Origin of the sequence: Pelobium manganitolerans, assembly GCF_003609575.1 — a bacterium.
GTDB lineage: Bacteria > Bacteroidota > Bacteroidia > Sphingobacteriales > Sphingobacteriaceae > Pseudopedobacter > Pseudopedobacter manganitolerans.
Window position 1 is genome coordinate 207,439 of sequence record NZ_MBTA01000012.1, and the last position, 15,147, is coordinate 222,585.

The 15,147-nt window shown below is 42.9% G+C and carries 12 protein-coding genes; 6 read left to right on the top strand and 6 right to left on the bottom strand.

Features of this window, described 5'->3' with window-relative positions; translation table 11 throughout:
- Positions 1-16 precede the first annotated feature (16 nt).
- The 3 genes from BCY91_RS07460 to BCY91_RS07470 all read left to right on the top strand — a co-directional run bounded on the left by BCY91_RS07460 (position 17) and on the right by BCY91_RS07470 (position 5,643).
- Positions 17-2,359 (top strand): T9SS type A sorting domain-containing protein, encoded by a 2,343-nt coding sequence (locus BCY91_RS07460; RefSeq protein ID WP_120181332.1) that lies wholly within the window; start codon positions 17-19, stop codon positions 2,357-2,359.
- A gap of 153 nt (positions 2,360-2,512) precedes the next feature.
- Positions 2,513-4,870: a glycoside hydrolase family 127 protein gene (locus tag BCY91_RS07465; RefSeq protein WP_120181333.1), complete on the top strand. Its 2,358-nt coding sequence runs from the start codon at positions 2,513-2,515 to the stop codon at positions 4,868-4,870.
- A 29-nt stretch (positions 4,871-4,899) separates the two neighbouring features.
- The gene (locus BCY91_RS07470; RefSeq protein WP_220699452.1) at positions 4,900-5,643 is read left to right on the top strand and encodes a ThuA domain-containing protein; all 744 of its coding nucleotides are present in this window, start codon (positions 4,900-4,902) and stop codon (positions 5,641-5,643) included.
- 47 nt (positions 5,644-5,690) lie between these two features.
- Here the strand turns inward: BCY91_RS07470 and BCY91_RS07475 are convergent, their stop codons facing one another.
- From BCY91_RS07475 to murQ, 4 genes are all read right to left on the bottom strand, one after another.
- Positions 5,691-6,260, bottom strand: coding sequence for a thioredoxin family protein (locus BCY91_RS07475; RefSeq protein ID WP_120181334.1), 570 nt, complete (start codon positions 6,258-6,260; stop codon positions 5,691-5,693).
- A 213-nt stretch (positions 6,261-6,473) separates the two neighbouring features.
- A complete protein-coding gene (aat, locus tag BCY91_RS07480) occupies positions 6,474-7,109 on the bottom strand; it encodes a leucyl/phenylalanyl-tRNA--protein transferase (RefSeq protein ID WP_120181500.1) in 636 nt (211 codons plus the stop codon).
- Between the two features lie 118 nt (positions 7,110-7,227).
- A complete protein-coding gene (locus BCY91_RS07485; RefSeq protein WP_120181335.1) occupies positions 7,228-7,794 on the bottom strand; it encodes a hypothetical protein in 567 nt (188 codons plus the stop codon).
- A 6-nt stretch (positions 7,795-7,800) separates the two neighbouring features.
- Positions 7,801-8,658 carry an N-acetylmuramic acid 6-phosphate etherase gene (gene murQ / locus BCY91_RS07490; protein WP_245989028.1) on the bottom strand — a complete coding sequence of 286 codons (858 nt, stop codon included), beginning with the start codon at positions 8,656-8,658 and terminating at the stop codon, positions 7,801-7,803.
- 167 nt (positions 8,659-8,825) lie between these two features.
- Between murQ and BCY91_RS07495 the strand changes: the two genes are divergently transcribed.
- Entirely contained in the window at positions 8,826-10,457 is a 1,632-nt protein-coding gene (locus BCY91_RS07495) for a S41 family peptidase (RefSeq protein WP_120181337.1), read from the top strand.
- Positions 10,458-10,494: 37 nt separating this feature from the next.
- Here the strand turns inward: BCY91_RS07495 and BCY91_RS07500 are convergent, their stop codons facing one another.
- Together BCY91_RS07500 and der are read right to left on the bottom strand one after the other, a co-directional pair.
- Positions 10,495-10,701: a hypothetical protein gene (locus BCY91_RS07500; protein WP_120181338.1), complete on the bottom strand. Its 207-nt coding sequence runs from the start codon at positions 10,699-10,701 to the stop codon at positions 10,495-10,497.
- 41 nt (positions 10,702-10,742) lie between these two features.
- Positions 10,743-12,044, bottom strand: coding sequence for a ribosome biogenesis GTPase Der (gene der / locus BCY91_RS07505; RefSeq protein ID WP_120181501.1), 1,302 nt, complete (start codon positions 12,042-12,044; stop codon positions 10,743-10,745).
- Between the two features lie 452 nt (positions 12,045-12,496).
- Between der and BCY91_RS07510 the strand changes: the two genes are divergently transcribed.
- Together BCY91_RS07510 and BCY91_RS07515 are read left to right on the top strand one after the other, a co-directional pair.
- On the top strand, positions 12,497-13,264 hold the full coding sequence (locus BCY91_RS07510; RefSeq protein WP_120181339.1) for a hypothetical protein: 768 nt from the start codon (positions 12,497-12,499) through the stop codon (positions 13,262-13,264).
- Positions 13,265-13,503: 239 nt separating this feature from the next.
- Positions 13,504-15,147: a glycoside hydrolase family 43 protein gene (locus BCY91_RS07515; RefSeq protein WP_120181340.1), complete on the top strand. Its 1,644-nt coding sequence runs from the start codon at positions 13,504-13,506 to the stop codon at positions 15,145-15,147.

Below are 15,147 nucleotides of genomic sequence, written 5' to 3' on the forward strand. Positions count from 1 at the left end.
ACTTAATTAAACAATTATGAAAAAACAATTACTTGGTTTAGTGGCTCTGCTGTGCGCAATATTGCCACTTTATGCCCAAACTACTTATTATTGGGTAACGGATGCCAGTGGTGACCAAGATTGGAGTGTGTCCTCTAATTGGAATACTGCGATGGACGGTAGCGGAACGGGCAGAACTGCACCGGCCACCAATGACATGTTAATTTTTGATGCTACCAGCTTTACCAATAAAACTATTTCTTTGATAAACATGCCCGAGCAAAGCATCGGCTCTTTACATCTAAAAGGAGGCGTAACCATGATTATCAAAGCAGTTGATGCATGGCCTGCCGCATCAAATGGTACCTTAATTTCAACGGCTTACGGCGGTAGTACCTATAAGGTAGTGGGTAGCGGAGCAGATTTTACCGGTCTTAAAGCTGGTGATGTATTAACCACTAGAGGCTCGTGGGCTAATGAGATACCTTACGGGGTTGTTTTGGCTGTAAAAGATGCTACCAACATGACTATATCAAAAGAATTGGGAGCTACGTTTGAAAACGCAACCGCATTTTACAAGGTAAAAACTTTGTATACCGATGACTTGCAAATTGAAGCGGGCTCTACATTACAGTTAGCTTATAATTCTAGCGCAGGCGGTTTTATCTCTTACGTGGTAAGTACAAAAGGCGGAACTGTAAATGGCACAGTTAATTTTGCAAGCAGAGGCGGAGGCTGTAAATTGATATGTACTACCAGAAACGATTTGAATGCTACCGCAGGTCTTAGATTTAAGAATGGATCTTTATGTTATATAAATACAAGTACATCTTCTAAAAGCAATTTTAACTTAGGTGCAACATTAGGTACTTACTCAGGCACAGATTTCATTATTGAAAACGGTACCGGAATTAATAACCAAACTCCCGGATTCCAAGGTGCTGCCGGGATAGTTTTTGAGGCAGGAAGTACATTTAAAATGGGGGCTGGAGGAAATTATACACCATTTGGGTCCTCTATATATGCTACTGCGCCATTGGTTTTTACTCCTGCGGTATCGTTCCTATCGGGCAGTAATTATATTCATGGCGGAGGCTTCTCTTCAACCCGGCCATATATGTATGTTGGAGACAAGGCATTTTATCCAAATCTAGAGATTAGTGCTGGCGCCCCAGATAACATGAGCCTTGGCCGTGTCGAAAATTTACTGATAAGTGGTACAACAGCAGAAGTTACAGCAAGTACAGGTACTATTCTGGTAACTGGCAACATTTCAAATACAACTGCAAACAGTATCAATTTCGGCAATATAATTATGGCCAATCAAAATAGCGGACAAACTATTGGTGGAGCAGGCCAAGGCAACATTGTTTTTGGCGATGTAATTATTGCCGACAAAGCTGTCGTAGATTTAGGTAGTAACATATCGACCACTAATGTACACCTTGTAGGCAAGATAAATTTTGGTGCAAATAAACTTACCGGTACAGGTAATTTCAGTACTTATGGCACCTATAATACGACTAGTACAAGTGATTTAACAAAGGGAGGTAACAATATAGGGGGAGGGATAAATAGCACCTCAAGCTTGAGTTTAACTCCGGGAGTTTCTACATATAATTTTCCGCTAGGAGCCAGCCTAACAAATGCGAACCTCCCTGCAAATACACTATACAGTTCTTACAGTGGTAGCGGTAGCGGTAAAATGAGCAATTATGCGGTTGCCGATGCAGCTGGCGAAACGCTTACATTTTCTACCGCGGGCTCCTCTTTCACAGTACCAACAGATTTGTCCACTTCCGCTCCGGGCTTCGCAAATTACTATTTAGATATTAACGGCCCTTCGGTTTTACCTTTGAAACTTGTTCGGTTCGATGGAGCGGTTGCCACAAACGGGGTGGCTTTGAAATGGGAGAGCTTAAACGAAGAAGCAGTGCGTGCATTTGTCGTAGAAAAGAGAATGTCATCTGACTCCGAGTTTTTGCCTATTACTACCGTGCCTGCACAAAACAAAACCATTAACAATTACAATTATACCGACTACAGTACTTTTGGTGACTTAGCCTATTACCGGCTAAAAATGGTAGATATGGACGGTACGTTTTCATACAGTAAGATTGTGGTTTTGAAGTTTTTACCTGGCACAGCCCAACTGACTGTTTTCCCAAATCCGGCAACCGCAGAAATATCAGTACAACATTCAGGTATTTCGAAGGGTTCAATCATTATCTCGGCCATGGATGGTAAAGTGGTAATGCGTCAAAATGCGAATAATAGCGGACGCTCATCGTTAAATATAAACCACTTAACACCCGGAGTGTACACCTTAACCATTTTCAATACTAATCAAAAAGAGACTGTCCGCTTTATAAAGCAATAACCTTAAAGGCGTTCATGAAAAATCTGCCCTTGCCCACCCGCAAGGGCAGATTTTTTTTGTGTCATTTTTTTTAATGTTAAACTGACAATTATTTTTTAGCTTTAAGCTTAACTAAAAAAGCTCATCCGCTTAAGCTGATAACCGATTGTAAAAATGAATTTTTCCCGAAAAACTCTCGCCGTTGCGTTTCTATTGTTTTCTGTATTTGCACAGGCACAGCAAAAACCCGCGTTATTTGCGTTAGAAGACGTTCAGCTACTGCCCAGCGTTTTTACCCAGGCTATGCAGGCCGATATGGATTACCTATTGCAGCTTAATCCCGACCGGCTGTTGGCGCCTTACCTGAAAGAAGCGGGCTTACAGCCTAAGGCAGAAAACTACGGAAATTGGGAGAACACGGGTTTAGACGGGCATATCGGCGGGCATTATCTTTCTGCGCTTTCGCTGATGTATGCCAGTACGGCCGACGCACGCGTGAAACAAAAACTCGATTATTTTTTGGGCGAGTTAAAGCGGGCTCAGGATGCCAGCGGAAACGGTTACTTGTGTGGCGTTCCGGGCGGTAAAGCCATGTGGCAGGATATTGCCCGTGGCAAAATTGATGCGTCTCTTTTTAGCTTGAATAAAAAATGGGTGCCTTTATACAATATCCATAAGATATACGCGGGCCTCAGGGATGCCTATTTACTGGGTGGCAGCGCCCAAGCAAAGTTGATGCTGGTGAAGCTGTCTGATTGGATGCTAAGCATTACCGCCAAGCTGAGCGACGAACAGGTGCAACAGATGCTGGTAAGCGAGCATGGGGGCTTAAACGAGGTATTTGCCGATGTTTACGAAATTACTGCAGATAAAAAATACCTCAACTTGGCACAGCGTTTTTCGCAAAAATCTTTGCTGGATATGCTGAGCGCACACCAGGATAAGCTTACAGGAATGCACGCCAACACACAAATTCCAAAAGTTATCGGATACCAAAAGATAGCCAGCTTAACCGGCGATAAAAGTCTAGAAAGCGCAGCGGAGTTTTTTTGGGATGAGGTGGTGAACAAGCGGTCGGTTTCCATTGGAGGCAACAGCGTACGCGAGCATTTCCATCCCATCAATGACTTTCACCCGATGATAGAAAGCGAGCAGGGTCCCGAAACCTGCAACACCTACAACATGCTGAAGCTTTCTAAAGACTTGTTTTTAAGCCGTGCGGATCAAAAATATGTTGATTATTACGAGCGTGCACTGTACAACCATATCTTGTCCAGCGTTAATCCGGCGCACCCCGGTTTTGTGTATTTTACCCCTATGCGTCCAGGGCATTACCGCGTTTACTCGCAACCACAAACCAGTTTTTGGTGCTGTGTAGGTTCAGGCTTGGAAAACCATGCTAAATATGGCGAATTTATTTATGCCCATTCCGGCGATAGCTTATACGTGAACCTGTTTATTCCATCGCAACTCAATTGGGAAAGTAAAAAAATCAGCATCGTGCAAAACACAAATTTTCCCGAGAGCGATAAAAGCAGCATCATTGTAAACCCTAAAAAGAAAAGCAGGTTTGTACTTAAAGTCCGCTATCCGAATTGGGTAACCGAAGGGCAAATGCAGGTTACAATAAACGGAAAGCCAGTTGAAGTTGGCCAAAGCCGAGGTTCTTACATAAATATAGATCGTGTTTGGAAAAAAGGCGACCGTGTGGAGCTTCATTTCCCCATGCAAACTACTTTTGAGCAGTTGCCAGATGGCGAAAATTATTACTCCATTTTGCACGGACCTATCGTTTTAGCAAGCGCTACTTCCACAACGGATTTGAAAGGTTTGTATGCCGATGATAGCCGGGGTGGGCACATCGCAGCAGGGCCAAAATATCCCTTATCCCAAATTCCGGATATTAATGCCAAGGTAAGCGAACTGCCCAATTTGGTGACAGCTACAGATGCCGGCGCTTTAAACTTCCGCCTGAGCAAATTTGGGAATGACAGCACGGCAAACCTAATCCCTTTTTACCGTTTGCACGATGCGCGCTACATCGTGTATTTTAAGGTGAATGATCCGGATAAAGCAGTCAGCGCAGACAAAAACTTTTCCGACAGTCTGCAGCAAGCGCTAAACCAACAAACCATTGATTTGGTTTACCCCGGCGAGCAACAGCCCGAATCGGACCATTTTGTGGCCGGTGAAGATAGCCAAATAGGTGTTTTTAAGGACCGCCACTGGCGCGATGCAAGAAAATGGTTCAGCTATCAACTAAAAAACCCGGAGAACGAAGCGGCGATATTGCGGATTACTTATTACGGAAAAGATCAAAACCGAAATTTTAAGATTTTGGTAAACGGTGCGCAGGTAGCCCGAGTTACGCTAAACGGGACAAAAGGCGACGGTTTTTTTGATGAAGATTATCAAATTCCTGCTGCGATAATTAACAAATCTGGAGGCATTTTAAAGGTTAAATTCGAAGCCGAACCGGGTTCTATTGCGGGCGGTGTTTTTGAAGTGCGGCTCTTGCGCCATGCCAAATAAATATTTAGAAATTGTAAATTGCGTTTACCATGCTAAAGCTTAACACAAACATTAAATCAGCACTGCTTTGTCCGCTATTGCTGATGTGTTTTTTTAGTTTTGCGGCTTCAAAACCCAAAAAAATACTTTTAATTACCGGCGGTTGCTGCCATGATTATGCTTTTCAATCTAAAGCAATTATGGATGCGGTTTCTGCGGTTGTTGATGCAGAATGGACGGTTAAAAACGAAGGCGGAAACGGAACAAGCGCAAAGATTGATTTGTACGAGGATGAAAATTGGGCCAGGCCTTACGATTTAGTTATCCATAACGAATGCTTTGCCGACACCAAAGACAGCACCTATATCCGTAAGATAACCAGCGCACACGCCAAAGGTGTTAATGCCATCTTTTTACACTGCGCTTTACACACTTATAGAAGCGCCGAGATTGACGATTGGCGCCAGCTCATCGGTATGACGAGTAAACGGCACGATCACCAAAGCAGATACCCGGTAACCATGGTTTCCTCAGGTAAACTCACCAAAGGGGTACAAAATACTTGGCTAAGTCCTAAGGATGAGTTGTATGTCATCGAAAAAATAGGGCCAAAGGCGGAAGTTTTGGCAGTTTCAAAAAGCGAAAAAGACGGCCGCGAATATCCGGTGGCTTGGACCAATAAATACGGTAAGGCCAAAATTTTTGGGATGAGTTTCGGGCACGGCAATGAGACCTTTACCGATGCAAACTTTATCCGGCTGTTGCAAAACGCAGCTCATTGGCTCTGCAAATAGCTACGCTTTTATTATCATGCCCGTTTTTCCGGTTGTTAGGCCATTAGTTAGCCCAGCACAGAAGCAATCAAGATATTTAGCTCTGCCTGTATCGCTTGGCCTTTGTTCACATTGTACCAATTTTGTAGCGCTAACTTAATGGTGTCAAAACTGGCTTTTTCTGCTAAAAGCGAATCATAAACTTTTTGGCAATCTGCCGGCCTAGGTCCCCAAACTGCCAAATCTTTATCAGTAGCATCCCTAATAACCAGCTTGGGGATTGATTTGGAGCCGTTTGTGAGGTAACGGTCAATGCTGAACGGTTCCGCATCGCGAAGTTCATAGCTAAGGTGGATGTTTGGGTTCAGGCGCGCAATCATCTCGATAAATGGCACCACATGCGCGGCATCCCCGCACCAAGGCTCGGTAATCACCAGCCAGTTTTGGGGTTCAGTAATTTTTGCAACGCTGGCGATTATCTCGTCTGTTAATTTCCCGGTTTTAAGCCATCGGTTAAACCGCGACCAGTTTAACCTGGTATAATCGTAATATAAAACATCGTTATAAGGCGCTATCTGTTCTGTGGCATCCGTTTTAACAATGTTTTCGAAATAGCTATGATAATTGATAAAATCCATCTTGATATTTTAATACGGCAAACTACGGGAAATGATTTTTATTTCTGCATGATATTGGTCACGTTTTACTTTTAGATAGGAATATGGGGTATCTAGCGCGTTGTGATTTGCTTTTTTCATACATTTTATTGTTTTTCAAAGGCATTCAAGAACTCCGCAAGCTCCGTTTCATTCTTTGAACTACTGATATTTACAACAGCCTCCTATTCTCTCTTAATGATTGTTACGCAGATGGTCCAGAAACGCCTGTCTCGAAATTAACCTCGCACCCATGCTTTCTAAATGCTCGGTGTAAACTTGGCAATCTATTAAACTGAGTTGTACATTTTGGCAAAGCCAGATTAAAGCTGTTTTAGAAGCATTGCTTTTTTTAGAAAACATGGATTCGCCACAGAAAACATCGCCTAGCAAAACCCCATACAATCCGCCCACTAGTTCTTCGTTTTCCCAAATCTCTATAGAATGCGCAAAGCCTTGCCGGTGCAGTTCGTTATAAGCCGAAATCATGTCTAAATTAATCCAAGTTCCGTTTTGCCCTTTGCGTTTTGCCATAGCGCATTCGGCAATTACATCAGAAAATGCTTGGTTGTAGGTGAGGGTGAACCTTTCGGAGTTTAAAACCTGGCGCATACTTTTGCTGATTTTTACCTCAGTAGGGTAAAGCACAAAGCGCTGAGGCGGGCTGTACCACATAATCGGCTCTTCTTCTGTAAACCAAGGGAAAATGCCGTTCTCATAAGCCAGCAACAAGCGTGGCACAGATAAATCGCCACCCACGGCCAACAAACCATCTTCCTCTGCCAGTGCGGGGTCCGGAAATATTAAATCTTCAATAAGTTGAAAAATCATACAAAAAGGGATTAAACCTTTTTTAAAGAAACCTGTCGTACCTAAAATCAACTTAGAAAGTTTTGTGTTGATATTTAGTTTTTGGTTTAAAACCACCTCAAAAGGGTGGTTTTTTTGTTTAATTAAGACGTTTGCTAAGCAACTCTTCTACTTTCTTAAAAAATTGTAGAGGTTTAAGCTGTCGCCAATTTAACTCGTCAAGCTGGCCTCCGAAGTTGACGTAATAGTCGATATTGTGCGCTTTAAACTCGTCAATCACATGTTCGCGGAAGTTTACCCCCGCAATCCAACCGTCTTCCACCTCCTGGAAAAGCTCTTCATAATAGCAATCATCAGAAGCGTGAAAGTTGAGCACGTTTTCACCGATGAAGATAAATTTATCAATCCCCTCGTCCATCACAGATTCCAGAATTTCGCGTTTTAACAACATAATGTCGTTTGTAATGGCATCATTCCACTCGCCAATAAACTCAATGATGGCATAATGCCTATCATAATCCACAAAAAGGATTTTTAGATATAAGGTGTTAGAGCCAAAGAAATCCCACTGCGGGTGCAACAAATAGTTGTACACCTGCTTGTCGTATTCAAATTCGTTATATTCTGTTTCATAAAATGGCGAGCGATCGTCTTCCGCTGCAACATAATCGTCTCTCCATTTGTAATAAGGCTCTATCTCGTGCATAAAATTTTATTGAAGGCTTGCGTAAAACTCTTCCACGGCTTTGCGCACGCTACCGTATTTTTGCAATAACTCGGCCGCTATTTCGCGTGTAGCACCGGTTTCGGCCATAATCATATTGGTGCCGCGGCTAAGCAGCTTGTTGTTGGTTAACTGCATATCCACCATTTTATTGCCTTTTACTTTGCCCATTTTTATCATTAAGGCAGTGCTAATCATGTTCAAAGCCATTTTTTGGGCGGTGCCGGCTTTCATCCGGGTAGAGCCGGTAACATACTCCGGCCCCACCACAATTTCTATCGGGAATTGCGCGGCCTGCGCTACCGGGCTTCCGTTATTGCACACAATGCATCCGGTTAATATTCCCTTAAGCTGGGCCTTTTTTAATCCGCCTACTACATAAGGTGTTTTTCCAGAGGCTGCAATGCCTAGCACAACATCTTTTTCGCTGATGCCGTGTTTCTTCAAATCTTTCCAAGCTTGCGCGGTATCGTCTTCTGCGTACTCAACGGCACGCCTAATCGCGGTATCACCACCGGCAATTAGCCCAACCACCAAATCAAAAGGGACGCCGAAAGTGGGCGGACATTCCGACGCATCAACCACGCCTAAACGGCCACTGGTGCCGGCGCCAATGTAAAATAAGCGGCCGCCTTTTTGCATTTTTGGTAAAGCAGCGTTTATAAACGCCTCAATCTGAGGCAGCGCTTTTTCTACCGCAAGGGCAACCGTTTTGTCTTCGCGGTTAATGTTTCTTAAAATCTCAATGGTCGATTTCTTTTCAAGATCGCTGTACAATGAATCTTGTTCGGTGGTTTCTAGGGCCATGATCTGCAAATTTTCTCTAAAATCGGAAAAAATGTGCATTTAGCGGTTTTTATTTTTTATCGGGAGCAGTATCACACTTTGGAAACATCGTTTTAGCGACGGTCCGACAATGGAATGTCATCTTTTAAAAAACAGCTAAAAACAGCCATAAAATTCGCATTATTATTGCATTCATACGTTTATTAGTCTTTACTTTGCGTCCCGAAATGAGTAAATCTCCCAACCATACTTTCAGCTATGTTTTAGTGGCATTGGTAGCCGCTTTTATAGGTGTGGTGTTGGGAGCTACCTATGAACAAAACCGCTCGGCAGGAAACAATTTGGGTTTGCCCGATTTTGCTTTGAGCGGCAACCAAAAGCTAGATAAAATTTTAAGGGTTATTAAAACCAATTATGTAGATTCTGTAAACACAGATTCTTTGCAAGCATTGGCCATTGATGATATTTTGAGCAGCTTGGATCCGCATACGGTTTATTTGCCACCTAAGCAAGCCAAATCTCAGAACGAAGATTTAGAAGGTAATTTTGACGGTATCGGGATAGAGTATTTTGTGTTGAACGATACAGTTTTAGTAACTTCTGTGCGCAAAGCCGGTCCATCCGCGAAAGCGGGCTTATTACCCGGCGATAAAATTATAGCCGTTAACGGCGAGAAGCTTTTGGTAAAAGGCGATACTGACCGTGCTGTAAATAAATTGCGCGGCAAAAGCGGCAGCAAGGTAAATGTAGCTGTTTTGCGCAATGGCCATAACAAGCCCATTTCGTTAGATATTGAGCGTGGCCGTATTGTAGTAAGCAGCATTGATGTGGCTTTGATGTTGCGCCCCGGAATTGGCTTTATTAAGATAAGCCGATTTGGCGCTAATACGGCCGAAGATTTTGCGGCACAACTGAATGCGTTACAAAAAAAGGGGATGAAAAGCCTGATTTTAGATTTACGCGGCAACGGCGGTGGCTATTTAAACGCCGCAACTGCTTTGGCCGATCAGTTTTTGCCCGACAATCAGTTAATTGTTTACACCCAAGGTTTACACGAGCCACGCACCGATTATCGTGCTACCGCGGATGGTAGTTTTCAAAAAGGGGATTTGGTAATTTTAATAGATGAAGGAACCGCGTCTGCGAGTGAGATTTTGGCGGGCGCCATGCAAGATTTAGACCGTGGGTGGATTATTGGCCGCCGTTCTTTTGGCAAAGGCTTGGTGCAAGAGCAGTTTGGCTTTCCGGATGGTTCGGCTATGAATTTAACCATTGCAAGGTATTACACGGCAAGCGGCCGTTCTATCCAAAAATCATACGCTAAAGGAAAAGAGAATTATAAGGAAGAGCTGAGTCGGCGTTTTAAGCATGGTGATTATGTTTCTTTAGACAGTGCTTTAAGCGACAGCTCTTTTTTAAGTCGGCAAGTAAAATACAAAACTTTAAAAGGACGCACCGTGTATGGCGGCGGAGGCATTATGCCCGATGTTTTTGTGCCTTTTGATACCACAGGTTTTTCGGCCTTTTACAAAAAAGTGAGTGCAAAAGGTTTGGTGCAAGGTTTTGTTTATGCCAAACTGATTAATGCAGTTACGCCCAACAGGTTTAAATCTGCGGCAGCGTTTAAAGAAGAGTTTCATTTTGGCGAGCAAGACTATCAGAAGTTTTTAAGTTACTGCGCCAGCAAAGAAGTGATAGGCGATAAAAAAGATGTCAAAACCTCGAGGCACTTGCTAGAGAGCCAGATAAAAGCTGTTTTAGCCCGATATTATTTTGGTGAGGAAGGCTTTTGCACAATCACCAGCACTTACGACGATTTTATTAACGCAGCGCTGGCAAAATTGCAGGAGGCTGTTTAGATCGCCCGTCTCTAAACAGCTACTCCAATCCCCGCTTCTACTTCTTAGGCGCCAAAGTATCTGCCACGGTGCTATCCACCGCAACATTATCGGTAGCAGTAGTATCAGCCAATGCCTCGTTTAACAATGAATCTGCAGCAGATTGGTTGATAGAGTCAATTTGCTCATCTGTTTTTTGCTGATTATTGCAAGCCACAAAAGTTAGGGAAGTTCCAATAGTTAATAGAAAGATTAGTTTTTTCATTTTTTGGTATTGAGTAATAAGTATTGCGTATTGAGACTTTACTATTTTTGTCTAAAAAACAATTGTACCGGCACGCCTTCAAAATCGAAGTTTTCGCGCAGTTTATTTTCAATAAATCTTTTGTACGGGTCTTTAATATATTGCGGTAAGTTACAAAAGAATGCGAACATGGGCGATGAAGCGTTGATTTGCGTAATGTACTTAATTTTGATATGCTTGCCTTTAATTGCTGGCGGCGGTGTTTTTTCTATCAGCGGTAAAAGCACATCATTTAATTTAGAGGTCTGGATTTTTTTGGTTTTGTTGGCATAAACCTTTGCTGCCGCCTCTATGGTTTTAAAAATACGCTGTTTTTCGGTTACCGATGTAAAAACGATAGGCACATCGGTAAATGGTGCCAATTTCTCTTTAATTTTATCAATAAATTCTGTAGCCGTTTTATGGTCTTTTTCCACTAAATCCCATTTGTTGACCACAATCACAATTCCTTTTTTGTTTTTTTCTGCCAAAGAGAAAATATTCACATCTTGTGACTCTAGGCCTTCCACGGCATCCAACATCAATATCACTACATCAGCCTCTTCCAAAGCTTTAATGGTACGCATTACCGAGTAAAACTCGATGTTTTCGCGCACTTTGGTTTTTTTACGTAAACCTGCGGTATCAATCAACATAAACTCGTGTCCAAACTGATTGTAATGGATGCGGATAGCATCGCGCGTGGTGCCAGCAATGTCTGTTACAATGTTACGTTCTTGGCCAATTAAAGCGTTAATCATGGACGATTTACCCACGTTAGGTCTGCCCACGATGGCATAAACCGGCAACTTGTTTTCTTCCTCGGCCTCGGTATCAAAGTTTTTGATTACCTCGTCTAAAAGTTCGCCGGTGCCCGATCCACTCATAGATGAGATGCAATAAATTTCTCCTAAACCCAAACCATAAAATTCTGTCGCGTCAGACTGTAGCTGGAAATTATCTACCTTGTTTACGGCAACGTAAACGGGTTTTTTGCTTTTGCGCAAGATTTGGGCAATAGCTGCATCCAAATCTGTAATGCCGGTGGTAACATCTACCAAAAACACTACGGCTCCCGCTTCTTCAATAGCAATATGCACTTGCTCGCGGATGGCGGCTTCAAAAACATCTTCAGAGTTGGCAACATAACCGCCGGTGTCAATCACCGTGAAACTTTTATCGGTCCACTCGGCAATGCCGTAATGCCTGTCGCGGGTTACGCCGCTAAAATCATCAACAATTGCTTTTCTGGATTCTGTTAAACGGTTATAAAAGGTAGATTTTCCTACGTTCGGTCTCCCGACGATCGCTAGTACGTTATTCATAATGTGTGGGTTTCCCGGTCTTATCTTACCGGCATAATTTTTTTGCAAAGGTATTTAAAAAATCGGGTTTTTAAGGTAGGCCGAGGTAAATATCGCTTCATTATCAATATGTTCAGGTTGTGAACCAAGGCGTGGCTATTGTAAACCCGCTGAACAAAAAGAAAGAGGCGTGGCTATGGAAAAAGCGAAAACTGCACATTAGCAGATTATTTGCCCGCTGAAAAAAGGGTTAAGGAATACTTGAAGAACTAAGTTCTTACGGTCATCTTACAATGATCCTTCGTTCATCCTCCGTTCATTTTCCATTTAAAAAGGCCTTTAAGAAATTTTTGTGAAGCCACCATTTTGTGAGTTTGTTAGCTTTTTTATGGCGCTAAGATGGGTACTTACAATTATAATGAATTTTATGATTACCTTCACCATCAGCCAATTAAAACAGCTAAAACCTACGCATGTTTACAAAACTGAGGTTCCAAGCGCCAAATGCTTACCATATTGATGCTATCAAAAATTTTGAAGGAACAGCATTAGTTGTAGATGGCGTTCTGCAATGTCTTGATTTTGCATTTAGCATGAGCTTTGGCCAAAAAGGCCATCACAGAAACCACAGGAGCGGCGGTACGGAAAAGCGGAAAAAGGGGGAGATTTTTATCAATGCATTCCAAGGAAAACTTGCCGAGTTTGCTTTTTACACTTGGTTGCAGGCGCATAAAATACCATCTGCGCCACCGAGTTTTGATGTTTGGGGAACGGGCATCTGGGACACCTGCGATTTCGAAGTAAAAAACCTCAAAGTCTGCATTAAATCTGCTGCCCATTTTGCTAGCCTGTTGCTGTTAGAGTGCCAAGATTGGGATGATTTTGGCGCTTATAAACCCAATCTGCAATCGGCCGATGCTGTGTATGATTTGTTTGTGTTTTTGCGCATAAAGCCCGACGGTAAAACGCTGATGCGCCAGAGTCGTTTGCTATTTAGTAACCAAGCGGATTACGAAACGCTTAAAAGCTTGCTGTTAAAAGAGCATTGGTACAGTGAGCTTTGCGGATTTGCGACTTGGGCCGATGTTATTGAGGTTATCAACCAAAAACAAATCATCCCACAAAAAGCGCTCTTAAACGGAAAAACACTGATGGATGCCGACAATTATTACATACATGCCAACGACTTAAAATCGGCAAATACATTGGAGGCATTGTTGTGGCAAACGTGTGTTATGTAGTTTTTAGTCAGTTTTTAAACCAGATTTACCAATTTTTAAACCTCTTTGTAAGCAATATAGGCTTAGCTTTGGCTTTCGTTTCCGGAGCGATAAACCTGCCGGCAACGTTTGCGTACATTTATTAGGTATATGGCTTTTTTATCGTGTCGTTTTTAGCTAACATTGCTAGAAATGGCTTTTCAGCTTACCTAGAATATTAAAGTAGCACGTTAAACATCCCAATTAAAACATAGAAAATAATGAAAACCGCTATTGTAGCCAGCACTTTACTGTTTAGTCTATCGATTGCACAAGCGCAAACCAAACAGGCTGACCCCAAGAATTACGTATCTAAAGTTTGGGTTTCTGATTTAGGAAATGGCAAATACAAAAATCCGGTGATTAATGCGGATTATTCTGATCCGGATGCCGTTCGCGTTGGCGACGATTACTATATGATTTCCTCCAGTTTTAACCATGTACCCGGTTTGCCTTTGTTGCATTCCAAAGATTTGGTCAACTGGACCATTGTTACCCATGTTTTGCAAGAGCAAATCCCGGTTGATGTTTTTAACAAAGTACAGCACGGCAATGGTGTTTGGGCACCTGCCATCCGTTACCATAATAACGAGTTTTATATTTATTATCCAGATCCTGATTTTGGCATTTACGTTACTCGTGCTAAAGACGTGATGGGGCCATGGACTGCACCCGAGTTGGTTTATGCAGGCAAAGGTTTGATAGACCCTTGCCCTTTGTGGGACGAGGACGGCAAAACATATTTAGTGCATGCTTACGCTGGGAGCCGGGCAGGCATAAAAAGCGTGATTGCCATAGCACCCATGAATACAGAGGGCACAAAAGTTACCGGTAACAGCGTAATTGTTTACGACGGCCACGAGACCGACCCGACCATAGAAGGGCCTAAGTTTTACAAACGCAACGGTTATTACTACATTTTTGCTCCGGCCGGCGGTGTTTCTACCGGATGGCAACTGGTGCTACGGTCTAAGGAGATTTATGGTCCTTACGAACGTAAAAATGTAATGGACCAGGGCAAAACTACGGTAAACGGTCCGCACCAAGGCGCTTGGGTGGATACTCCAAAAGGTGAAGACTGGTTTTTGCATTTCCAGGATAAAGATGCCTATGGACGCGTGGTGCACTTACAGCCGATGAAATGGGTGAACGATTGGCCGGTAATAGGTATTGATAAAGACGGCGACGGGCGTGGAGAGCCGGTGATGGAATACAAAAAACCTAACGTGGGTAAAAGCTATCCAATAGCTACACCGGCAGAGTCGGATGAATTTGATAGCCCGTTGTTGGGCTTGCAGTGGCAATGGCAGGCCAACCCGGACGGAAATTGGGCAATGGCCAGCAACCACGGGAATTTACGCCTATACACTAAACAAATTCCTCAGGATGCGAAAAGCTTGTGGGATGTGCCCAACATTTTAGGACAGAAATTTCCGGCGGATGAATTTATGGCAACCGCAAAAATGACCTTTAAGCCAAATGATAAACTCGAAAACGAACGTGTAGGTTTTATTGTTTTGGGTCAAGATTATAGCACCCTATCCGTTAAAAGTAAAGCCGACGGTTTATACCTGAATTACGGGGTATGCAATGGCGCCGTGAAAGGTAAAGAAGAAAAAGAAACACCTGTAACAAAGTTAAAAACCAATATGGTTTATTTGCGCGTAAAGGTTACCGCAGGCGGAAAATGCAATTGGTCCTACAGTTTCGACAATAAAAATTATATCAATGTAGGAGAAACTTTTACAGCCTTGCCCGGCAAATGGGTAGGCGCAAAATTAGGTTTATACGCGGTTAGAGATACGCAGATCAACGACTCGGGCTATGTAGATGTAGATTGGTTTAGGGTTGAACCCATAAAGTAA

What these genes read in the sequence shown, in the direction of transcription:
- murQ (WP_245989028.1), bottom strand. Translation starts at nt 8,658, where the DNA reads ATGCACATTTTTTCCGATTTTAGAGAAAATTTGCAGATCATGGCCCTA.
- BCY91_RS07515 (WP_120181340.1), top strand. Translation starts at nt 13,504, where the DNA reads ATGAAAACCGCTATTGTAGCCAGCACTTTACTGTTTAGTCTATCGATT.
- der (WP_120181501.1), bottom strand. Translation starts at nt 12,044, where the DNA reads ATGAATAACGTACTAGCGATCGTCGGGAGACCGAACGTAGGAAAATCT.
- aat (WP_120181500.1), bottom strand. Translation starts at nt 7,109, where the DNA reads ATGATTTTTCAACTTATTGAAGATTTAATATTTCCGGACCCCGCACTG.
- BCY91_RS07510 (WP_120181339.1), top strand. Translation starts at nt 12,497, where the DNA reads ATGTTTACAAAACTGAGGTTCCAAGCGCCAAATGCTTACCATATTGAT.
- BCY91_RS07470 (WP_220699452.1), top strand. Translation starts at nt 4,900, where the DNA reads ATGCTAAAGCTTAACACAAACATTAAATCAGCACTGCTTTGTCCGCTA.
- BCY91_RS07485 (WP_120181335.1), bottom strand. Translation starts at nt 7,794, where the DNA reads ATGCACGAGATAGAGCCTTATTACAAATGGAGAGACGATTATGTTGCA.
- BCY91_RS07500 (WP_120181338.1), bottom strand. Translation starts at nt 10,701, where the DNA reads ATGAAAAAACTAATCTTTCTATTAACTATTGGAACTTCCCTAACTTTT.
- BCY91_RS07475 (WP_120181334.1), bottom strand. Translation starts at nt 6,260, where the DNA reads ATGGATTTTATCAATTATCATAGCTATTTCGAAAACATTGTTAAAACG.
- BCY91_RS07495 (WP_120181337.1), top strand. Translation starts at nt 8,826, where the DNA reads ATGAGTAAATCTCCCAACCATACTTTCAGCTATGTTTTAGTGGCATTG.
- BCY91_RS07465 (WP_120181333.1), top strand. Translation starts at nt 2,513, where the DNA reads ATGAATTTTTCCCGAAAAACTCTCGCCGTTGCGTTTCTATTGTTTTCT.
- BCY91_RS07460 (WP_120181332.1), top strand. Translation starts at nt 17, where the DNA reads ATGAAAAAACAATTACTTGGTTTAGTGGCTCTGCTGTGCGCAATATTG.